Genomic DNA, 23,828 nt, shown 5'->3' with positions numbered 1-23,828 from the left:
TAGGGAGCGCACAAAATGACTGTGCTGCTGAGTACATAATCCATGATTAAATTATTTAGGAGGAAGCAGACATTGAAGAAATCATTTGTATTATTTATGATTCTGACCTTTCTTATTTCCCCTTTTACGTTTGGGCAGTCTGCTCAAGCGGCAGGAGATGAGAATATTGCCCTAGGAAAGCCTGCTATATCCGATAGTGAGCTTGCAGGGTATGAAGCGGGTAACGCAGTAGATTCCGATGAATGGAACACACATTGGACGGCGAATGACGGGAGCTTTCCTCATTGGCTGGAAGTAGATTTGCAAGGTGCATATGACTTGTCAGGCGCAACCGTCATCTGGAATGCATGGAGTTACATTAATCAATATACGATTGAAGTATCACGTGATCATAAGGTATGGACAACAGTTGTGGACAAAAGTCAGAGCAGCAGTGTAGAGCAAACTCAGTACAATGCTTTTAAGCTGCGGAATGTTTCATATGTAAGGGTCAACCTGACCGGCATCAACGGCGGGAAATGGGCAGCCATTAATGATCTGAAGGTCTGGGGTGTTCCCGCAGACAGCGCGCCGCATGAGCCGGCACAGGGTGAAATACAAACTGTACTGCCAGTACGGTTGGACACGGAAATTGGGCAAGCCCCTGAGCTTCCAAGTGTTGTAACTGTGGTATATAGCAATTCTGACACGGAGGATGCTCAGGTTGCTTGGGATGTGATCCCGCCAGCAGAGTATTCCCGTCCCGGAACCTATACAGTAAGCGGTTCTATCTCAGGTACTGTGCAGAAGGCAGTGGCGAAGGTAACAGTAGTAGGTGACAGCAGCACGCCTATTGTCGGATTTGAGAGTATAAATGTCAGCACAATTACGGATGTGCCTGCTTTATTGCCATCAGCGGTAACGGCTATATACGAAGATGGGTCAAGCAAACAGCTGCCTGTAACCTGGGATGACCTTACTGAAGCGGAGTACGCGGTTGAAGGAACTTACAGCGTAATGGGGAAAGTTGCAGGGACAGACCTACAACCCACAGCTGATATTCAGGTTACTCCGCTTGTGCTGCAATCCGGGTTCATAAAAGGTGCGGACATTTCCACACTGGAAGCGATTGAGGATGCCGGTGGAAAGTATTACGACAATGGAGTAGAAAAGGATTTGCTGGATATTCTTAAAAGCCGGGGTGTAAATTACATTCGGCTGCGTTTATGGAATGATCCTCAGGAAGCTGGCGGCTATAATGACCGTGAGCATGTTGTGGAAATGGCGCAGCGTGTCAAAGCCAAAGGGTTTAAGCTGTTGCTTGATTTCCACTACTCTGATTTCTGGGCTGATCCCGGAAAGCAAAACAAGCCAGGAGCATGGGCGGATTACTCCTATGATGAATTGAAGCAAGCGGTATATGACTATACCAAAGATGTTATGGATGAGCTAAAGGAAAAGGGAGCTTCACCCGATATGGTTCAAATCGGAAATGAGATTAATGGGGGCTTGTTATGGCCAGATGGCAAATCCTATGATCAAGAGAATGCTTTTGAGAAGGTTGTTCCGCTTCTGGAGAGCGGAGTGAAGGGAGTTAGAGACAGCGAGGGTGCAGGTCAGGATATCAAAATTATGATCCATCTTGCTGAAGGTGGCAAAAATGATATGTTTCGTTGGTTCTTTGACGAATTAACGCAGCGGAATCTTGATTATGATGTGATCGGCGCGTCCTTTTATCCGTATTGGAGCGGAACGATGGATAGCCTGCAGTTTAACTTGGACGATATCTCTAAACGATATGGTAAAGAAGTGATTGTGACGGAAACCGCGTATCCTTACACGCTGGAGGACGGCGACAATTTTGAGAATAACATCGCCCGCCAAGATCAGCTAGACGGCAGTGGCTTCCCAGCTACGGTTGCAGGTCAAATGGCTGAGGTCAAAACAGTAATGAATGTATTGTCCAAAGTACCCGATGGTAAAGGAACAGGCTTGTTCTATTGGGAACCAGCTTGGATTCCAGTGCAAGGTGTAGGCTGGAAGGTAGGCGAAGGAAATGCTTGGGAGAATCAGGCAATGTTCGATTTTGCAGGGAATGCACTCTCTTCATTAAATGTCTTCAAAACCCCGGTGGCCGGTGAGGGGGGCGAAGAGGAACCCGGAACGGGAGGAAATCCTGGCACTGGCGAGGAACCCGGAACGGGAGGAAATCCTGGCACTGGCGGGGAACCCGGAACGGGAGGAAATCCTGGCACTGGCGAGGAACCCGGAACGGGAGGGAATCCCGGCACTGGCGAGGAACCCGGAACGGGAGGAAATCCTGGCACTGGTGAAGAACCCGGAACGGGAGGAAATCCCGGCACTGGTGAGGAACCCGGAACGGGAGGGAATCCCGGCACTGGTGAGGAACCCGGAACAGGGGTTAATCCTGATCCTATCATCACCGTCAGAGATTCAAGCGTTGTAAATTCAGCAAATAAAGCAGTGGTCGAACATACAACGGCAGGACAACTTCAGGTGAAGGCACAAGCAGGAATTTCCGGCATAGCTGATATCACGCTAAGTATAGAGGATATCAATAAGGCGTTGTCGACGCTTCCGGCGGATGGAAAACTGGTTATTTCTGTTCTGCCATCGACGGGAGAGCTTAAGGGAGCAGTCGTTCATCTTCCGTTGAGTTCTATACTAGAGCAGGGCAAACATCCTCAAATAGTAATTGTATATGGGACGGCCTCTGTTACGGTTTCTACGGAAGCTAGTGCAGGAATTATAAAGACGGGAGCTAAGGAACTAACGCTCTCACTGGTTCAGGTAGATACGCCAACTTTGCCTTCACCATTGGCAACTGGAGCAAAAGACTACCCGGCCTATAACATCCATGTGTCAGTAGACGGGACTTCTATCGATGTTTTCAAAAAAGGAGCAATATCGGTAGCCTTCCACTACAAGCTGAAGCTCGGGGAGCAGAGCCAGCGGATTGCTGTTTATTCGATACTTGCTGATGGAAAACTCGAAGTTATCAAAGCTGTGCGGTACAACCCAACCGCGGAACAGATTGTGTTTAATCCAAGTCATTTCAGCATTTATGCTGCGGGGTACGCAGAGGTGGGGTACACAGATTTAAAAGCAGCAGATTGGGCCACGTTAGCGATTGAATCCTTGACGGCTAAAGGGATCGTGCAAGGAATAGGAAACGGGATCTTTAATCCGCAAGGGGAGGTTACACGTGCTGAATTTGTCAGCATGCTGCTGCCCGCGCTGGAGCTAAATGCAGAAAGAGGGACAGGTAGTTTTAAAGATGTGAACCTTGATGCGTGGTATAGCTCTGCTGTGAATACTGCTGGGAGATTGGGTGTTGTACAAGGACATGCGGATGGCACTTTTGGCCCGAATGATAAATTGTCCCGTGAAGAAATGGCAGCTATTTCATACCGTGCACTTAAGTTGGCGGAGAAAGTGAACGGTCAGAAAGATGTGAACGTTATTTCTTTTAAAGATAAAGACCTGATCTCGTTGTATGCCAGTGAAGGGATAACAGCGCTTGCGCAGGCTGGGATTATCAATGGATTCGAAGATGGCAATTTCCGCCCGCAAGCCCATACAACACGCGCTGAAGCGGCTTACATCATACTCAATCTTTTGCAGCAATAATAGGCAGACAGGCAATAACTGTGCTCGAAAAGGCAGTTAGGGCCTGTCTTTACCACATTTTTTAGATATTTATCTTTTCGCAAGTAGGGATTGTTTGTACAATAGGGGCTATGACATTTGAGCCGGAGAGTGAAGGAACGTGTATAGATATAATTTATTTACCAAAATCGTGAGTATCATGGTCATTATGCTGATCCCGATAACCATCCTTTACTTCTATTCCAATAAAACGACCACGGATGTGCTGCGTACGGAGTTAAATACTTCGAATAATAATCAGCTTAGTTTTTTTCAGAATCAGGTAGAAAGTAATATGGAGTTATTGTCCTCGTGGCCGATTCTGCTGATCCATGATCCTGATATCCTCAGCCTTAAGGATACTTATCTGGAAAAAGGGCGTTTGAATCTGGATACGATAAACCTGATCAAACGGATTCAGACCAAAATCAGCATTCAAGAAAGCTCCTCCAATTGGAAGAGTAAGCTATATTTATACTCCCCGTCCATTCATCGTATGGTGTCTGAAAATGATGCGAAGTTATACGAAGATGAGGATCTGAAGCGGGAAGTGAAGTCGGGCTGGCATGTGGATAAGATTGAAGGGCAGGAGGGTGACCGCTTCGTATTCTCATGGTTTTCTTTTACACCTTTTATGTCAGAATTCGCTCCGGAAAAAGTCAAAACGGTTATGAAGGTAGAGTTCGACAGCCGGAACATAGAGGATATGCTGGATAAATTCAAAAGTGATGGCAGAAGAGATCCTTTTTATTATAAGCAGGGAACAGGCCTTATTTTTAACCGCAGTGCCGACAAGGTGTTAGCTAAAGAATTGGTAGACAGGCTGGAAGAGACCCAGCTGAAGCCTAGTGAGAATCGCACGGTCAAAATAGAAGGTGAATCCTACAGTGTAAATATCGTCTATTCGGACAAAATGGGCTGGTATTTGATCGACTATATGCCGCTGACTGAAATCCTACATCCGATCCTGACCTCTAATCGTTTATTTTATTTTGCGATCAGTGCTTTGTTGTTAATGAGCTGTCTCGTAGCCTATCTATTATATGTTCAAGTGCAGGTGCCTATAAGGTTATTGGTTGGAGGCTTTCAACGGTTGAAGCAAGGGGATTATTCTGCGCGAGTGGAGATTAAAGGGAAGAATGAATTCAGCTTCCTGTCCGGCCGGTTTAACAGTATGGTAGAACAGATTCAGATGCTGATCGAGAATGTGCTGATGGAGAAAATCCATGTTCGCGAAGCCCGCTTAAAGCAGCTTCAATCACAGATAAATCCACATTTTTTCTATAATTGCTTCTCCTTTATTACAAGTATGGCGAAGCTCGATAATATGGGGGCAGTCGTTGGGATGTCGCATAATTTGTCCCGATATTACAGATACACCACTCGTCAGGAACGTGATTTGGTTGCGCTGTCTGAAGAGGTGGAATTTGTGAATCATTATCTGGAGATCCAGAAGATGAGGATGAGCAGACTTCGTTATGAGATCAATATCCCACCGCAAATGCGCAAAAGAGAGCTTCCGCCGCTCGTGCTGCAGCCTTTGGTGGAGAATGCGGTTATACATGGAATTGAGCCCGTCGCCAAAGAGGGACTGGTGCGGATTACGGGTTCCTGTGCAGGCAGAGAAATGACGCTTACGGTTGAAGATGATGGTCAGGGCATGACGCCAGAGGAAATTATAGAACTGGAAAATAAACTAAGCAGGGCGATGGATGAAGAAATGGGCTGCGGTCTATGGAATGTGCATCAGAGAATGCGGCTGCGTTTTGGGGAGACGTCTGGCTTGCGCATCTCGCCTTCTCCGCTTGGAGGATTACAGGTGACACTGCAGTGGTTGCTGCCCTACACAGACAATGAAATGGAATGACATCTAGGAGGGGAAAGAATGATAGAGCTGTTGTTAGTTGATGATGAGCCCTATGTTACGGAAAGTTTAGCTCGTACTATTCCATGGGCTGAAATCGGGGTAAAGCAGGTGCATCAAGCGGCATCGGGTGCTGAAGCTCTGCAAATTATGGAACAGCAGGCTATAGATATTATGGTTACGGATATTTCAATGCCAGGAATGACTGGCCTGCAATTAATTGAAGCCGTGAGCGAGAAATGGCCAAATATTCGGTCCATTTTATTGACAGGTTATTCCGATTTTCAATATGCGAAAAAAGCTATTCAACTGCAGGCATTTGATTATATTTTGAAGCCGGTAAGTGATGATGAGTTTATCAAAAGCGTATCCAGTGCGATTGAATCTTTGAAAGACGAATGGGAAGCTCATGATAGATATCATTTGCTGCTGTATAATCGCAAAGCCGATTACAGTGTTTTGCGGGCTAATCTGATGCACGAATTGCTTCTCGGCAGGGTGCTGTCTGAGCGGACACTAGCCATTAAGCTGAAGGAATATGAAATCTCCTTCCAGCCGGATGCTGAAGCGGCGATGCTGCTGATTCAGCTGGGTAAACATTATGCCGCAATGGATCACCATTCGGTCTCTCTCATGGAATATGCGATCGGCAACATTGCCGAGGAGCTTTTTAAGGAACAGTTCCATGTCTGGTTCTGCAAAGCGCCGCATGATTGCTTGATTCTGCTTGTTGAATTAAAGCCAGCTGTACAGCAGGAATTGGAGCAAATGGCTAACTATGAAGCTGCAAGGCAGCAAATCCTAAAAGCGGTGATCGCGAATTTCCGAATTAGTGTAAGCAATTACCTCAAGGGTGAGATTTCACTGATTGTAACGGAGTGGTTCACCTTTCCAGAGGGGATGACGGCTGCCTATCGAAGCGGCCTTAGCTCGATGTATTTGGCAGCACATGATGAATCCAGCTCCGTGCTGTTTTTGGATGACCGCCAGCATCAGGAGACGATCAGCATCAAATCGCTCGAATGTCTTTATCGTCCACCTACACTCATTCATCTGCTGGAATCCAAACAATGGGATACAGCAAGGCAAAAAATTGCTGACGTGTTCCGGGATATGGAGAATGCACGGTTTTCCAGTGAACATCTGTACGAGGTCTTTCTATCGATAACGAATGCATTTATGTATATAGCGCATAAGAGTGGTCAGTTCATCTCCAAGATCGACCAATATGCTTTAGATCCGTTGTTGACGCAGAGTATTATTGTTTCTTTTGATAAGCTTAAAGATTGGGCGTTTGATATGCTCGATAAGCTTCAGAAGGAGCTATCCGAAAGCGATCAGAATACGAAAAGTTATATTATCAAGCAGGTGCATGAGCTGGTAGGAAACCATTCGGGGCATGAGCTGTCCGTCAAAACCATTGCCGATCATGTATATTTGCATCCAGTCTACTTGTCCAAGATTTATAAAGCTGAGACTGGGGAAGGACTTGGGGACTATATTATTCGGATGCGGATGGAACGGGCATTATATCTGCTTAAAAATACGAATAAAAAAATCTATGAAATCACCTCTGAGCTTGGATATCAGAATCCGCAATATTTCAGTAAGATGTTCAAAAAACACTACAATATGACACCAAATGAATTCCGGGACGGATAGAGGTTGAGAAAGGTGCAGAAACCTTGTTTAAATGACGTATTCGGGCTCAGCGTCGTTCCCTATAATTAAAATGTAACCAACACTTATGGAATCCAAGGGGGAACAAAATGAGCGCGATGAAGAGAAAAAGATGGCTGCCGCTCCTGTGCATGAGCATGCTTTTGGCGGGTAGCCTTGCGGGCTGTTCAGGCAATAACGCTGCTAATAGTAAAGACACTGCTGGAGATAAAGCAGCTGGTGAAGCGACTGCAAATACAGCTTCCAATTCTGAAAACGCCTACAAGGATAAATACGATCCTGAGGTGACATTTACAACCGCATGGGGCGTGGACCCTGAGCTTAAATTCAAAAACGGTGAAAGCATTGAGAATAACGTGGCTACAAAATGGGCTAAAGAAAAATTCGGCATCAACATTAAGTCCCTTTGGTCCATCACAGATACGAACGGCGCATTTGGTACGAAGCTGCGTTTATCCATGTCTTCAGGTCAGGACATGCCTGATGTCGTAACCATCGGTACAGCCGACAACACGATTGCACAGGATTTGATCGATTCCGGCATGTATGCAGATGTAGGAACTTTGTTTGATAAATATGCTTCAGATACTTGGAAAGAAGCGATGGCACAGGATCCTAACGTTTGGAACCAATACAGCCGTGATGGCAAAAGAATGGGCCTGCCTGTTCTCGATTATGCATATAACCATGATTACATTCTGTGGATCCGCCAAGATTGGCTGGATAAGCTGAATATGCAAGCCCCTAAGACGATCGATGAGCTGGAAAAAGTGATGGATGCGTTCAAGAATCAGAACCCTGATGGCTTGGCACCAGACAAGGTAACTCCACTTAGTATCGGCTTCAAAACAACAATGAACACTTGGATGGGCGATCCATCTTGGATCTTTGGTGCTTACGGAACCTTGCCACAGCAATGGAATCTAGATGCTGATGGTAAACTAGAATACGGCTCAGTAAATGCTGGCATGAAGCAAGGGCTTGAAAAACTGAAGGAATGGTTGGCGAAAGGTTATATTCCTCAGGAAGCAGCTCTTTGGGATGAGAACAAAACTGCCGAACCAGCAGTTGCAGGTACAGCAGGGATTCTCCCGGGTCCTTACTGGATGAGCGGCTGGCCGCTTCAGGATACCGTGAAGAACTCTCCAGATGCAGTATGGGCTCCAATTGAAATTCCAGCGGGACCGGATGGAAAGGTTATGCGTCATGGCACACAATTCACTAACGGTGTAACTTTGATCAGCACGAAAATGAAAAATCCAGAAGCCTTCTTTACTTATCAAAACTATCTGTTCGATAACTTTGCTAATCCAACGCCAGGCAGTGAACTGGATAACGGTCTTTTTGCAGGATATGACTATGAGCTGGACGCGAACGGCAAGATGATCGAAAATGATAAAATTGCTGGCGGTTATGTGAATAGTGTTCGTTATATGCTGGTTCGTGACGGTGCCCGGATCCCGGATGCCCAAATGAAAGCACTCCTTAACCTGGCAGATGGCGCAGAGCCAACAACCCGTCTGGAGAAGGACGTAGCTGTGAATTATGGTAAAGATACCCCTGCGGCTGCCAAAGTTCTGCTGGCGCAAGAGGATAAATCCTTTAAGAATATGTTCACAGGTCCTACGACCGAAACTATGAAATCGAAGATGGACTATCTGAACAAAATTGAGAACCAAACGTTTAATGAAATTATCTATGGCAACAAACCGCTGGATGCATTTGATTCCTTTGTAGCAACCTGGAAATCAGGTGGTGGCGATCAAATCACTAAAGAAGTTAACGAATGGTATGACAGCGTAAAATAAGGTTTGGATTTAGTTTGACTAGGTAAAAAGGAGTAAACGGGACCGTCTCTTCAGCCGTAGCATTAGGCTTTAGGGAGGGTCCCTGTTTGCGTTTGAAGTCCTCTTTTTTCAATGTGATAAAGAGATTGCTTTTGTACCATATATATTGGTTTTGCCCGCTATTTGAGGAATTCGGGCGTTGCTATAATTTGAGTATGGTTACAGAAGAACTTGACACGATATGGGGGACCAAGGATGAGAACACTAAAAAAAACATGGCCTTTTCACTTGATGTTATTGCCGGCGATGATATTCCTGATCATCTTCAGCTTTATTCCAATGGGCGGAATTGTGATGGCATTTCAGGATTATAAGCCATGGCTGAAAATTTCAGGCTCGGCATGGGTTGGATTGGACAATTTCCGTTATCTATTTGAACGTAATGACAGTATGCAGGTCATTTGGAATACATTGATTATTGCTGTTCTAAAAATGATTTTCAATCTGGCTGTACCGTTTGTATTCGCCATTTTGTTAAATGAGATTCGCAAGGTATACATACAGCGTACTATTCAGACACTGGTGTACTTGCCTCACTTTTTATCTTGGGTTATTCTCGGCGGGATCTTGCTGGATTTGCTTGCTACAGATGGTTTTGTCAATCAGATCTTAGGCAGCATGGGCTTCAAACCAATCTTTTTCTTAGGTGATAACAACTGGTTCCGGTTCACAGTTATTCTCACAGATGTGTGGAAGGAATTTGGTTATAATACGATCGTTTTCTTAGCTGCTCTAGCAGGAATCAATCCATCATTATATGAAGCTGCTGAAATAGATGGCGCTAACCGCTGGAAGCAGACACGTTTTATCACAATGCCATCTCTATTGCCAATGGTTGTGGTGGTAGGTACCTTGGCTCTCGGAAATGTATTGAACGCAGGGTTTGACCAGATTTTTAACCTCTACAATCCACTGGTCTATCAGAAAGGCGATATTATTGATACCTTCGTGTACCGCACGGCTATTCTGAATGGTGAGATGGGCTTTGGTACGGCAATCGGACTGTTTAAGTCGGCCATTAGTATGATCCTAATTCTCGTCTCGTACAGTTTGGCTAAGAAGTGGGCAGGATATCGCATTTTCTAATCTACCAAAGGAAGAGGGAGACAACTTATGTATTACAAAACAAGAGGTTATCGTATATTCAACGTGTTTAATACTTGCTTTCTAATCCTGCTCGCACTGATGTGTATTGTACCTTTGATTCACGTGCTGGCTGTATCCTTTAGCGCGAAGTCGGCAGCGGATGCCAATTTGGTAGGGTTATGGCCAAAGCAGTTCTCTCTGGAAGCTTATAAAAAGACAATAAACAATCCGATCTTTCTACACTCCATCTGGGTATCTGTTCAAAGAACCATACTCGGGACTGGACTTACACTTTTAATTACTTTTTTGGCAGCCTATCCGTTATCCAAAGAAAACTCAGCCTTCAAGGGCCGTAATGTCTACTCTTGGTTGTTCGTTTTCAGTATGGTATTCAACGGCGGCTTGATTCCATTTTACATTGTGATTCAAAAGATTGGTTTGATGGATTCCTTCTGGGTACTTGTTCTGCCAGGTGCGGTAAATACGTTCTTGGTGATTCTGATGCTGAACTTCTTCCGTGGTATTCCAAAAGATCTGGAGGAGGTCTCGCTAATAGACGGAGCCGGACATTTCCGTACGTTGTTCAGTATTTACTTGCCGATTTCTCTGCCGTCGATCGCTACGATTGCCTTGTTCAGCATGGTATTCCATTGGAACTCCTGGTTCGATGGACTATTGTATTTGAATAATTCCAAGCAATTTCCACTGGCGACATTCCTGCAGACGGTTATCATTCAACGGGATATGAGCTCCATGAGCATCAATCCAAAGGAAATGGAGCTGATCTCGCAGACGACGGTGAGAGCCGCGCAAATATTTATCGGAGCCGCTCCAATTTTGATCGTATATCCTTTCCTGCAAAAATATTTTGTTAAAGGGATGACACTTGGTTCTGTAAAGGAGTAGCAATGATGACAACCACATTTATCAATGGAATGGATATCTCGTTTCTGGATGAAATTGAGCAGGGTGGAGGAGCGTATTACAGCGGTGCTGAAGAGTCCGTTGAGAACGCTGAGGATTTGCTCTACATTCTGAAAGACAATGGCGTGAATGCCATCCGGCTGCGGATTTGGAATGATCCTCCGGGCGGCTTCTGCAATCTAGAACGTACGCTGATTATGGCTAAGCGAATTAAAGAAGCAGGACTTAACTTTCTGCTGGATTTTCATTATTCGGATAAATGGGCAGATCCTGCTAATCAATCGAAGCCAAAAGCTTGGGAGAACCTTGATTTTACGGGTTTAACATCAGCCGTGTATGAGTATACTCGTGAGGTTCTTGAGCTTTTGCAATCTCAAGGCACAATGCCCGACATGGTGCAGATCGGTAATGAGATTACTCCAGGCATGTTATGGAATGAAGGCAAGGTGGATGGTGAGTGGGATACTACGGAGCAGTGGGAACAGTTCATTACACTGGTTCAAGCAGGAATAGCGGGCGCAAAAGCTGTTGCTTCTGATTTGTCCGTCATGATCCATATTGACCGCGGTGCTGATCATCCAGCCAGCCGTAACTTTTATGATCGGTTTTTCGAGCATGGCGTAAATTTTGATGTGATCGGATTATCTTTTTATTCTTGGTGGCACGGCACACTGGATGACTTGCGATCTAACCTGAATGAATTGGCGGTGCGGTACAATAAGGATATTATTGTTGTTGAAACAGCTTATCCTTGGACGCTGAATGCACCTGAAGGTTTCTCCTTAATAGTAAGTGAGGAAAAGCAGCTGCATGAAGGTTATCCGGCTACAGTAGAGGGTCAGACTAAGTATATGAAAGATTTTATTAGTGTAATTAAGAATATACCTAACGGTAAAGGTGTCGGATTTTATTATTGGGAGCCAGCCTGGATTCCTTCGCAAAAGGAATGGTCCGTGGGACATGAGAATGGTTGGTCCAATCTGACCCTGTTTGATTTTGCGGGAGGGAAATTGGATTCGCTCGAATTCTGACGTATTTAGGATTGAAACAAGAAGACAGCTTAAGGTTAATTACCTTGAGCTGTCTTCTTTTTAATTTCCAGAAGAAGGGTTAGCCTTTCCTGATACCTATAAACAAGCAACATTTCAGTATTTCAAGAAATTGATTCAGAGCAGCAAGAGTAAAAATAAGGCTTTACTCCCATACTACCGTTATCTTGGACCTGAGCTTCACCATAACCTTTAGGAGGAATGCGGATGAAACAACATTCTGCTCCCACCATCTATATACAGCTTAAAAATCGGGTGATGGTTCCCAAGGGTAAAGGTGTCACGTTGGGTGATATTGCTTTTTTGATAGCGGAGCCTGAGCTGAAAGAGTCGTTGGAGACAATTCTCTTAATGAAGCCGGAGCAAAGTGACGGCAATCTGATTTTGATTGATCTGTTGATGGTTATCCCCCGGATATATGAACTTATACCGAATGCGGACATTGAACCGATCGGTGAAGGGAGGACGATTGTGCAGATTGAGAGTCAGGTGGAGAGACGGAAACCTTCGGTGGCGATGTTTGTTTTAGTGTGGCTGCTGCTTTTCTTTGGGTCTGCTCTGACAATTATGAACTTTCATGCTGATGTAAATATGCTGGAGGTACAAATTCGAATTGTGGAGATGCTAACGGGTCATCGGGATGAGCATCCCTATATATTTCAGATTGCTTATTCTCTGGGCATCGGGTTTGGGATGGTCATTTTTTTCAACCATTTATTTAAAAAGAAGTGGAATGAGGAACCTACTCCGCTGGAAGTGGAAATGTATCTGTATCAGAAGAACATCGACCAATATGTCATCAATGAGGAATACAGCAAGATGAGGCGCCGCAGTGAAAACCAATCTGAGAATAGGGAGGACTGAAGATGACGGCACCCATAGCACTGGGACTAAATTTGCTGCTGGGCATTGCGGGTGGTATTGCTGTAGGCGGTGGAGTGATCGCTCTATTTGTTGTGCTGGATATGGTGCCGCGTCTGGCGCAATTAACCTCTTCTTACGATAAAGTTCATTGGTATGAAGGCGCGATGGTTGGTGGATCTTTAGTAGGTACTATTAGTGATTTTTGGAATTGGAAAATTACCTCAGGTCCTCTAGTTGAACTTGGTGTAGGACTATTTGATGGGATTTTTGTCGGGATGCTCGCTGCAGCATTGACCGAGGTATTAAATGTGCTGCCGATACTCGCTAAACGCTTAAATATGACACATTATCTATTCGGTCTGTTAATGGCGATGGTGAGTGGGAAGGTCGCGGGTTCTTTGTTCGACTGGTTTGTATACCGACAGTAAACAGGGGGTTAGGAAATGAGCAAGTTTATTCACAGCGGTGATTCTGCACCGGAAGATGACCATCTGGAAGATAATGCTGCAGCTGCTGCAGCAATGAAGACAACTGCAGAGGATCTAGTTGCAGATCACACAGATCCTGAGGGCACTTCAGCTATCGGTGGAAGTGAAGATTCAGCGGGAAATTCTACAACATCTGAAACTAGCCAGGAGCAGCAAGATACAGAGGCATCAGCCGAATTAGGCACTGAGCAGCAGGATGCAGAAGTGACTGCGGAGCAGGGAACAGAGCAGCAGGATGCAGAAGCGACTGCGGAGCAGGGAACAGAGCAGCAGCATGCAGAAGCGACTGCGGAGCAGGGAACAGGGCAGCAGGATGGGGAAGTGACTGCGGAGCAGGGAACTGAGCAACAGGATGCACAAGCGACTGCGGAGCAGGGAACAGAGCAGCAGGATGCAGATGCCACTGCGGAGCAGGGAACAGAGCAGCAAGATGCAGAAGCATCGGATGAGCTCGGCAATCAGGAGCCAAATGAGCCGAGTAAAGGTTTTTTTGCCAGGTTATTTGGTATGGATTCAGAGGATTCAGAATCAGATGATGAGGGACAGGATCAGAATGCTCAGGCAGCAGGCGGAACAGGTAACGATGCTGGTACTGGGGAGGAGTCTCAAGCTCAACCGAAGCCTTCAAAGAAGCAGGCGCAGCAGCAGTCTCAGAACAAAAGTAAAGATAAGCTACAAAACAAACGCGATAGTGAGCATTCTAACTCATTAAAGGAATCCGTTATTTATTGGCAAGGCAATGATCATATCCCAGGTTCTCTACAAGAAACAAAAAACACGCTGACCGAAGTGATGGGGCTGGGAACAAGTTTTGATGTGACGTTTAGAGAAATGTCCTTTGGGGGACATAAGACAGCTTTACTCTGCTTAAGCGGATTCACCAACGAAGATGTGACGGATGAAATTCTGAAACGACTAACCTACCTTTCTTCAGAAAATTTGTCCGCAGGTGTATTAGGTAGCTTTATGAACGAATACATCCCTCATATTCAAGTTGAAGAGGGTAGTGTATTAAGTGAATGTTTCGATAAAGTATTAAAAGGAATGAGCGCACTATTTATTGAGGGTGAGAACAAAGTTATCCTAATGGATACTCGATCTTACCCCATGCGAAGTCCTGATGAACCCTCGATTGATCGGGTGGTGCGTGGTGCGCGCGATGGTTTTACAGAAACCCTGCTTAGTAATATTTCACTTGTAAGAAGGCGGATACGTGATCCGGGGCTGAAGCTTGAAATGTTTCAAGTGGGACGGCGGACACGGACAGATGTCTGCGTGGCTTACATCGATGATATCGTTGATAAAACGCAAGTAACGTCAGTCATCGATAAAATCAACAGCATCGATATCGATGGTATTCCACTGGCGGATAAGCAATTGGAAGAAGCGATTATCGGCGGAGGGTGGAACCCTTATCCTATGGTGCGTTATTCTGAACGCCCTGACGTTGTAGCCTCCAATTTATTAGAGGGACGGGTCATATTATTCGTGGATACCTCGCCCATTGTAATTGTTCTTCCGACTACCTTTTTTGATCTTTGCCAGCATGCGGAGGAGAATCGCCAGACTCCTTTTATGGGGACATATCTGCGGTGGGTCCGTTTCATCGGCATCTTCGCTTCCATGTTCCTGCTCCCATTATGGATGCTGCTTGTTATCCATCCTGAGTTAAAGCCTGCTATGCTGGATTTTATCGGGCCGCAAAAGACAGCGAGAATTCCTATTCTCGCTCAGTTTCTGATTGTAGAGCTTGGGGTTGATTTACTGCGGATGGCCGCCGTGCATACCCCAACACCTTTAGGCTCAGCGATGGGTCTGATTGCAGCCATATTGATTGGTGATATAGCGGTGCAGAGTGGTCTGTTTGTAAACGAAGTAGTACTGTATATGGCGGTAGCCTCAATCGGTATGTTTGCGACTCCGAGTTATGAGCTGGGTCTGGCGAACCGTATAGTCAGGCTTGTGTTATTAATTTCCGTAGCGGCGTTCCAGGTACCAGGCTTTATGATTGGCACGACGTTACTGACTATCTTCTTAACCACTCATCGGTCCTATAACTCCTCATATATGTGGCCGTTTATACCCTTTAATGCAAAGGCAATGAGTGAAATTCTATTGCGTAAACCGGTCTTAAGTTCGAAGGAAAGGCCGTCTTTTAACAAAACCAGAGACAATACCAGAATGCCGCCATCTCAAGAGAATGAGTAACAATCGTAGGAAAATACAAAACTACTGCAAATTAGTCCATTCAATGGAGTTCCCACTGTCTGTTATACTGAATACACTAAGACAGGGTGGAACCTTGATATTCCACAGAAATTGGAGGACTAAAGAATGTTTCTACACGGTACTAGCCGCATTAACGATGCTGGGCATTTGGAGATCGGCGGATGTGATGTAACTGAATTGAAAGCGGAATATGGAACCCCGCTATATATATTGGACGAGCAATTGGTTAGACAACGTTGCCGGGAATATATGGATGCTTTTAAAGCCTCCGGCCTTGGTTTCCAAGTAGCTTACGCAAGCAAGGCGTTTTCAGTAATGGCAATGGTTCGTTTGGCTGATGAAGAAGGTTTGTCACTGGATGTTGTATCCGACGGCGAACTATATACAGCTTTGCAAGCTGGCTTCCCGGCAGAACGCATCCATTTTCATGGCAACAATAAGACATCTGAAGAGATCGAAATGGCGATTGATGCCAAAATCGGCTGCTTTGTAGTCGATAATCTGGTAGAGCTTAGCCTTTTGCAGTCCATTGCTGCACGTAAAGAAGTTAATGTAAACATCTTATTGCGGGTGACACCAGGTGTAGAAGCGCATACTCATGAATATACCGCAACGGGCCAGACAGATTCCAAATTCGGCTTTGATATCGGTAATGGATCGGCCTATGAAGCAGTGAAAGCAGCAGTCAGCAAAAAGAATATCACGCTGCTTGGTGTGCATTCCCATATTGGTTCGCAGATCTTTGAAACCGATGGTTTCCAGCTAGCTGTTGAGCGTGTGGCAACTTTTGCCCGCAGTGTTAAAGAAGGCTTGGAAGTGGACTTCCGTGTAGTCAATCTTGGTGGAGGTTTCGGGATTCGTTATGTCGAGGGAGATACCCCATTACATGTTTCTGAATATGTTGCAGCGATTACGGATGCAGTGAAGACTCATTTTGCTGGAATTTATAGTGCTTTGCCGGAAATTTGGGTGGAGCCGGGCCGTAGTATTGTTGGAGATGCAGGTACTACATTGTACACTGTAGGATCTAACAAGGACATTCCTGGCGTGCGTAAGTACGTTGCTGTTGATGGTGGAATGACCGACAATCCACGCCCTGCTTTGTATCAGTCTAAATACGAGGCATTGCTTGCTAACCGTGCTAACGAAGACGCAACTGAGACTGTCTCCATCGCTGGTAAATGCTGCGAGAGCGGAGATATGTTGATCTGGGATGTAGAGCTGCCGAAGGCTGAAAGCGGCGATTTGTTGGCTGTAGCCTGCACAGGCGCGTACAATTACTCCATGGCCAGCAACTATAACCGTCTTCGCCGTCCGGCTTTAGTATTCGTACAGAACGGACAAAGCGATCTTGTAGTGCGTCGTGAAAGCTATACGGATCTTATTGCCAACGATATTGTACCAGAGCGTATCGCCAAACAGACAGTTGTTGCTAAGTAATAGCCTGCTGCTGTAAGGTGGGTAAAGTTGAGCAGCATATAGAGCAAGCAGGAAAGTCTCCTGCTTGCTTTGCTTTGTGCGTGGTTTCATAGTAATATAATTGAGGTATTCTAAATTTGTTAATTTTGAAAGGGGTCATTTACATATGGCAAAGCAAGCGAAAATCACTCTAGAAAATGGCGGTGTAGTGCTGCTGGACTTGTTCGATCAAGATGCACCTAACACTGTAGCCAACTTTGAAAAGCTGGCAAAAGAAGGTTTCTACAACGGATTGACATTCCACCGTGTTATCCCTGGTTTCGTTGCTCAAGGCGGATGTCCTAACGGAACTGGCTCTGGCGGCCCAGGTTACACAATCAACTGCGAAATTAACCCAAACAAACATGAACGCGGAACACTTGCAATGGCACATGCAGGTAAGAACACAGGCGGAAGCCAGTTCTACATCTGCTACGCTCCACAACCACACTTGGATGGAGTACACACTGTGTTTGGTAAAGTAGTAGAAGGCATGGATCTTGTTGATGCTTTCAAAGGACGCGACAAAATGACTTCGGTAGAAATCATCGAAGCTTAAGATTTAATAGTTAAAAGCCAGTCTCCGAATATCGGGGCTGGCTTTTTTGTGTTGTTAAAGAATCCGCCTAACCTGTCTACGCCGTGAATTGCGCCGCTCTGGCAGCCAGAAGAATATCAAATACATAGCTAGAAACACAGTGAAGGCAAACAGCTCTTCAACAAGCAGGTAATAAGGATAAGGTCCAAAATAATCCAATACGGAATAGGTACTAGGTTTCTGGGATAGAAACATGTAGTTTGAGCCTAGGAAGTAATTAGCAGTCCAGATGCAGGCAGCCACAATATTGAGGCCGAGCATGGTGATGAGTAAAGATCTCCAAGTCGGCTTGTAGCCCTCAATCCAGGTCATGTAAAGAGACGCCAGAATAATAGAACCATGAGCTATAAAAAACAGGAGAAAGCGGAAATGAGGGAACGGATAAACTAGGTTAGGGGTGAGCAACGCAATAAATGCTCCGCCGATCCCGGCAAAGTAGAGAAAGGAATAAAGGGTTCGACTGCGTGAAATTAACATGATAATAGACAGCAGTAGAGTGATTCCACAGAGCTCGAATGGTAATGAGGAGCTGGAGCGCCAGATGTTCTGAGCGATGTACCACATTTGCAGCCCGGCTTCTGAGACTACAAGTAGAATGATTAGCAGCAAACGCACGCTTTGCCGAAGTCTTGAATCTGTACGAATTTCAAACCGTAAACCATAGAGCAGTAGACAACTTAACGTAATGATAGACAGCGCAACCCAATGCGAAGAGGAGAACATGATGAAATCCTCCGCGTGCTGGCGATCAAAAAAAGATGAAAGCTGCATAGATGAACCTCCTTTGAACGTGAAAACATCCATCAAAAATAAAGTTTGAGAATTTTAATAATCTTGATTCTAGATATCCATAAAATGGGTATATATGTATATGTTCTGTCAACTCCACCGCATAAGGAAGACTTTTCATTATATTAACATAAGATGGGGCGTAGGGCGCGGAATTACATATGAAGCTTTTGAACATGCAGGGGTGGAAAACAATTAGAACAAGAAAATGGAGGCAACAGGAACATGTTTAAGAAAAAAATAAGTGTAATGGTCATTATTTTGATGCTTGTGGCCCAATATGCCTATGGCATCGGATTTGCTCCGCAAGTAAAAGCGGCTGCGATTGATGACGAAAGAAATATCATCACCAGTGTTTCAATGGCTGTTTACGGGCCAGATGGAATCACGGTCACGAACAGCGTATACGAACGAGATGCTAATGTTACCTTGGATTATAATTGGTCTCTTCCTAAAAATCATAATTACAAGCAAGGTGACACTTTTACTTTTCAGCTTCCAGAACAGTTCCAGTTATTTAATGATTTTAACGGACCGTTGGTCTCTGAGGATGGAGATGTAGGGAGCTTTGAAGTCAGGCAAATTTCACATGAAGTGATAATGACTTTTAATGACTACATAGAAACGCATGATGACGTGCAGGGAACGCTGCGGTTAAATACTAAATTCGATAAACAGCAAATCTCGGGCAGTACTATACAGAATATTTTATTTCCCGTGAGCGGCGGTATTCAGACAGTGACAGTAAATTTTAAACCAAGTGTTGGATCGACTATAGAGAAGAGAGGTATTGCCGAAGGTTTCAATGCGAACCAAATATTATGGACTGTTGATGTCAATAAGTCTTTGGAAGCCGTGGGGAATGCCATTGTGACGGACCCCATCCCTTCAGGCTTATCATTAAATACTCCAGTCACAGTGAGCGTGTATCAACTGAGCATTCAATTGGATGGTTCAGTAACGGAAGGAGCATTGCTCGACACAAGCAAATACTCTGCAGAGCTCTCCGGAGGGTCATTGATTGTCCGTTTTACGGAACCTGTGATTAAAGAGGCTTACCGTATTGTATATTCCACAGGGATTACTAATGACCATCAGCTAAGCTTCACCAATACTGCAACTTTTTCAGGAGATGGGCAAGAGCCTGCCAGCTCCTCTGCCACAGTGAATGTAGAACGTGGAGGAAGCTTGAAAAAGTATTCCACAAGCTATGATGGGGGCAAACAGATCATTTCCTGGGCAATTGAATATAACTACAATGAAAAGAATATCCCGCAAGGAAACGCTGTGTTAACAGATTTGTTCGATGATTCTCAAGAGCTGGTAGCCGATTCGCTAAAAATATATGCTGAGCAGCTGGATTCTTCCGGTGGTGCAACGTTAGGCAAGGTTTTGACAAAGGATGTTGACTACACGGTTGTTTCCACGTCAGACGTTCATAAGTCTGGATTTGTATTGCAATTTGCACACGATGTTACTTCACCATATCGAATCGAATATAAGACAAAAGCGATAAAACGCGTGTTTGAGGATGCCACCATAACTAATACAGTATCTGATAGTACGTATAGTGATCAGGCTACCCGATTAATCCGGTCTTCCATTCTTTATAAGACTTTATCAACCGTAGATTATCAGAATAAAATTTTGGGTTGGAAGGTCACATTGAATAGTGATAATTACCCGATGAGCCATGTTACAGTTACCGAATCCTTCCCATTTGGCGGCCTAAAGTTTATTCCAGAATCACTGGTGATTAGAAATCTGAATGGGAATGTTTTAAATCCAAATAACTATGATCTAGTGTACAACTCACCTGTCGAGCCTAATAAAGGCTTCAAGGTAGTGTTTAATTCACCGATATCTGGTCTTTATACGATTAGCTATACTACAGAATTTAACAAGGATTGGATTTGGGCTAAAACTGAAAATTTCAATAACAAAGTTCGGTTAGACTGGATGGACACTACTGAAGCCTTACGCACGATAGAAGCAGAAGGGTTATTCATTCCTAGACCTGAGGCGAAAAACAATGGATTTAAAGGGGGAGCCTACGATGCTTCAACTAAAAAAATTACTTGGACGATAGGCGCCAATTATAACGGCAAAACCCTCGAAGCTCCGGCGCTTGTTGATATTTTAAAATCAGGCCAGACCTTGGTTCCTGGTTCACTAAAAGTTTACACTATGAATATTGCAAAGAATGGTGACCCTACCAAGGGTACAGAAGTGAATCCTAATAAATATAGCTATAGCGTAAATAGCGTAAATAGCGTAAATAGCGATAATGAATTAAAGGTTATTTTTACAGATAAGATTAACTCCGCTTTCTACATTGAATTTAACACAAGTCTTGAAGGGCAAATAATAGGCACTACTATTGATAATAAAGCTAATCTCTATGATGGAACAAAAGTGGTTTCCAAAGGTTTGACCGCCTCCGTAAAAATTCCTTTTGGAGAGGATTATGTGCTGAAGGACGGTACACAAAACGGGGATAAAATCGACTGGAGCCTGCAAATTAACCGGGGGCAGTCTACTGTAAAGGATGCTCTAATCAAAGATACTCCTAGTGCTAATCAAATTTTGCTGCAGAATTCATTCCATCTGTATCCTACGGCTGTAGCTGTGAACGGAGATATCACGAAAAGCGGCCCTGAATTGATTCAGGGTATTGATTATAGCGTTGTTATCACAACGGATGCCGATGGAAAACAATCCTTTGAGTTAAGCTTTGCCTATGAAATCAGCAGGGCTTACATTCTCGAATATCAATCCCTGATTGTGGCTAACACTGGAGACAAAGTAATAAATACTGTACATTTCAGTGGTTTTAACGGCAGCGAAATAAGTAAAGAAACCTCTAAAGAAATTATTGTCGGGGTTTCCAGCGGTTCTGGCACAGGCAGCGGGGGAAGAGGCACTCTCAATATTAAGAAGCTAGATGCTGAAGATAACATAAAGGCGCTTGGTGATGCGACTTTTGCATTGTATCGACTAAATGGCACGGAACGTGTACTGATTAACAGTCTAACTACAGATGCAGAGGGTACAGCTACATTTAATAAAATATGGCTGGGTAGCTATGTATTGGTGGAGACAGCAGCTCCAAATGGTTACGTGCTCGATACATCCGAGCATCCAGTGGAGATTCGTTCCTCGTTAGCGATTCAACTGGTGATTACGAATCAAAAAGCAGTGGAGCCCACGCCTACGGTAACGCCAGAACCAACTGGTGCTCCAACAACAACACCAGAACCAACCGTAACACCTGCACCATCAACAACGCCAGCACCGACGGTTTCTCCATCACCAGAAGCGACTGCTGCACATACACCCATCCCTACAAGCAGCACATCTGGAGGTTCGGTGGTACCCACGTCTACAAGCTCGCCCGTACCCGAAGTAATTATTAATGATCCAGCTGTTCCTGCTGGTCCTGGAAATGCGGCCGATCTAGGATCCGCGACATCAACCGATGAGGGAACTCCTGAGCAAGAGATTACCGAAGAAGAAATTCCATTAGGAGAAGTTGATATCGACGATGAAGAAGTACCAAAAGGTACGGTGAACAATAGCACTTCGGGTGCTCCTCAGCTGCCGAAGACAGGTGAGAACAGTCCTTTGCCTCTGTATCTGTCGGGAATAGGGTTGATAACCATAGGATTTGTTATGAACCGAGTATTTAGACGTAGAGGTAAGACAGAGTGATCGGAGATTAGTGTGATTTAAGATTTTTATGCAAAAGCACCCAGCATGATAAACGCCGGGTGCTTTTATGCTTTTTTTTGAAAATTTTATGGCTGATTCTTAAGTGTACCGGCGTTATCTGAGGTGCTTAGGTTATACCGCAGCCATTCGCCTTCCTTTTCACTTGAGAGATTCCAGCCGAGCTGTTCCGCAACAAAGGCTAGCGGGACTAAAACTTTTCCTCCTGCCAGTAGCGGCGCAGCATCAATGGTGAGAGCTTTCCCGTTCACGAGTGCTTTGACACTGCCCACAGTCATAGTAACGGTGTTCTCGGCGGAAGTAAGCGATACAGTTTTAGTGGCCGCATCCCACGTTATGGATGCACCCAGGGCTGTCCCGATATCTTTGGCGGGCAGCCATAATTCTTTATTTCCTTGCACTAAACGGATGTTAAGTGCTAGTGGTAATCCATTTACTTGTACACTGCTGCGATAAACTTTTCCGTTATTATCCATAACGGCGCTTTCCGCCTGTGATTCCAGCGAGCTATTAAGCGCCTTTATGTTGCTGGAGGTTACCCGATATTTGGAATTGTCCTGTCCGATAGCTTCTGCTATCCACGTGTTAACCTCACCATTATGATGGCTTAAATCCTTATAGAGGTCTAGATTGAATGTCCAATCCGCTTCGGCTTGGAAATCGTATAGCTTCACATTTGGAAACTGTTCAAATTGCTCGAATATCCATTGCCGCATGAAAAGCTGATTGTTAAAGCGAACGGGATTGCTGGCAGACCAAGCGACCTGACGCATAACGCTGTAGGGTGGGTAGTAGAAATAAAACTGGATATCGGGATATTCCTCCAGCAGAGGACGGATATACGTATTAAAATAGCCCTTTACTTGCTCAATGCTTTCCTCGTTAGTACCGTAATCCAGCTCCTTGTCACAAGCCATTAGGTAAGATTCTGCAACGTATTGCTTGCCAAACACTACTTTGTTATCCCAGTTGTATAAATATTCCAAATTCTGTTTAGCTTCACCACTCAGGTTGTTTTTGATGCTGCTTATAAATTGTTTATATACAGATGAATTGAACCAGTATTTGTAGTCGGTCCATAGTTTGCCGTCATATAGATAGTCAGGGAAATCTTCCTCATCTTCCGCTGTGGCGAGTTTCAAAGAGAAATAATCCAAACCCCAGAGCACTTGTTTTACTTTGCCTGTCTCCAAGGCGAGTTTGGCAATTTTATAATGCTCATCGACCGTGGATCCTTCCATAGATAACTTTAAGGTTGTCCCACCTAAGCTGGCATCTACTTGAGAGGGAAGAAAGTTCTCTGTCATAGACGTGCCGATGATAATATTGTCGTAGTCGTAATTTTTAGCTAAACCCGGATTCTGATAACGTTCTTCTTCTGACAAGAGTGGGGTATACCACGATGGACGGTGATAGAATTGTAATGGGTCGATAAAAGCAGTAATCAGCGCCGTTAGAAGCGCTAACAAGCTGAAACAAAGCAGGAAATAACCTATGAAACGTTTCGATTTAGTATGAATCCCGGGGGATTTACGTGGGTTGTTATTATTTTGAAGCCGTGATGCAAGCATCATC

General features: G+C 44.7%; 15 protein-coding genes. 13 read left to right on the top strand and 2 right to left on the bottom strand.

Features of this window, described 5'->3' with window-relative positions; translation table 11 throughout:
• The first annotated feature begins 72 nt into the window (after positions 1-72).
• The 12 genes from MHB56_RS05390 (at position 73) to MHB56_RS05335 (ending at position 17,696) form a co-directional block, all read left to right on the top strand.
• Positions 73-3,630 carry a glycosyl hydrolase 53 family protein gene (locus tag MHB56_RS05390; protein ID WP_341143354.1) on the top strand — a complete coding sequence of 1,186 codons (3,558 nt, stop codon included), beginning with the start codon at positions 73-75 and terminating at the stop codon, positions 3,628-3,630.
• 139 nt (positions 3,631-3,769) lie between these two features.
• Entirely contained in the window at positions 3,770-5,515 is a 1,746-nt protein-coding gene (locus MHB56_RS05385; RefSeq protein ID WP_340010764.1) for a sensor histidine kinase, read from the top strand.
• Positions 5,516-5,533: 18 nt separating this feature from the next.
• On the top strand, positions 5,534-7,174 hold the full coding sequence (locus MHB56_RS05380) for a response regulator (RefSeq protein ID WP_076127424.1): 1,641 nt from the start codon (positions 5,534-5,536) through the stop codon (positions 7,172-7,174).
• Positions 7,175-7,281: 107 nt separating this feature from the next.
• Entirely contained in the window at positions 7,282-9,000 is a 1,719-nt protein-coding gene (locus tag MHB56_RS05375) for an extracellular solute-binding protein (protein WP_076127426.1), read from the top strand.
• 234 nt (positions 9,001-9,234) lie between these two features.
• Positions 9,235-10,125, top strand: coding sequence for an ABC transporter permease (locus MHB56_RS05370; RefSeq protein WP_036676126.1), 891 nt, complete (start codon positions 9,235-9,237; stop codon positions 10,123-10,125).
• Between the two features lie 27 nt (positions 10,126-10,152).
• Positions 10,153-11,031, top strand: a complete 879-nt coding sequence (locus MHB56_RS05365; RefSeq protein WP_341143353.1) for a carbohydrate ABC transporter permease — start codon at positions 10,153-10,155, stop codon at positions 11,029-11,031.
• Positions 11,032-11,033: 2 nt separating this feature from the next.
• A complete protein-coding gene (locus tag MHB56_RS05360) occupies positions 11,034-12,080 on the top strand; it encodes a glycoside hydrolase family 53 protein (protein WP_341143352.1) in 1,047 nt (348 codons plus the stop codon).
• A 225-nt stretch (positions 12,081-12,305) separates the two neighbouring features.
• Positions 12,306-12,962: a stage V sporulation protein AA gene (locus MHB56_RS05355; protein WP_076127430.1), complete on the top strand. Its 657-nt coding sequence runs from the start codon at positions 12,306-12,308 to the stop codon at positions 12,960-12,962.
• 2 nt (positions 12,963-12,964) lie between these two features.
• Positions 12,965-13,390, top strand: coding sequence for a stage V sporulation protein AB (locus tag MHB56_RS05350; RefSeq protein WP_341143351.1), 426 nt, complete (start codon positions 12,965-12,967; stop codon positions 13,388-13,390).
• 567 nt (positions 13,391-13,957) lie between these two features.
• Entirely contained in the window at positions 13,958-15,658 is a 1,701-nt protein-coding gene (locus MHB56_RS05345; RefSeq protein ID WP_341144358.1) for a spore germination protein, read from the top strand.
• Between the two features lie 126 nt (positions 15,659-15,784).
• On the top strand, positions 15,785-17,119 hold the full coding sequence (gene lysA, locus MHB56_RS05340) for a diaminopimelate decarboxylase (RefSeq protein WP_076304021.1): 1,335 nt from the start codon (positions 15,785-15,787) through the stop codon (positions 17,117-17,119).
• Positions 17,120-17,264: 145 nt separating this feature from the next.
• A complete protein-coding gene (locus MHB56_RS05335; RefSeq protein WP_036676135.1) occupies positions 17,265-17,696 on the top strand; it encodes a peptidylprolyl isomerase in 432 nt (143 codons plus the stop codon).
• Between the two features lie 54 nt (positions 17,697-17,750).
• Here MHB56_RS05335 and MHB56_RS05330 read toward each other — a convergent pair whose 3' ends face one another.
• Positions 17,751-18,506: a YwaF family protein gene (locus MHB56_RS05330; RefSeq protein WP_076192242.1), complete on the bottom strand. Its 756-nt coding sequence runs from the start codon at positions 18,504-18,506 to the stop codon at positions 17,751-17,753.
• A 243-nt stretch (positions 18,507-18,749) separates the two neighbouring features.
• Between MHB56_RS05330 and MHB56_RS05325 the strand changes: the two genes are divergently transcribed.
• Positions 18,750-22,235 carry a collagen binding domain-containing protein gene (locus MHB56_RS05325; RefSeq protein WP_341143350.1) on the top strand — a complete coding sequence of 1,162 codons (3,486 nt, stop codon included), beginning with the start codon at positions 18,750-18,752 and terminating at the stop codon, positions 22,233-22,235.
• Between the two features lie 86 nt (positions 22,236-22,321).
• Here the strand turns inward: MHB56_RS05325 and MHB56_RS05320 are convergent, their stop codons facing one another.
• Complete coding sequence (locus MHB56_RS05320; protein WP_341143349.1) at positions 22,322-23,824, bottom strand: stalk domain-containing protein; 1,503 nt, start codon at positions 23,822-23,824, stop codon at positions 22,322-22,324.
• Positions 23,825-23,828: the final 4 nt, after the last annotated feature.

This window comes from Paenibacillus sp. FSL H8-0315, assembly GCF_038005365.1.
Classification (GTDB): domain Bacteria; phylum Bacillota; class Bacilli; order Paenibacillales; family Paenibacillaceae; genus Paenibacillus_AQ; species Paenibacillus_AQ odorifer.
This window is presented reverse-complemented; position numbering and strand designations above follow the sequence as displayed.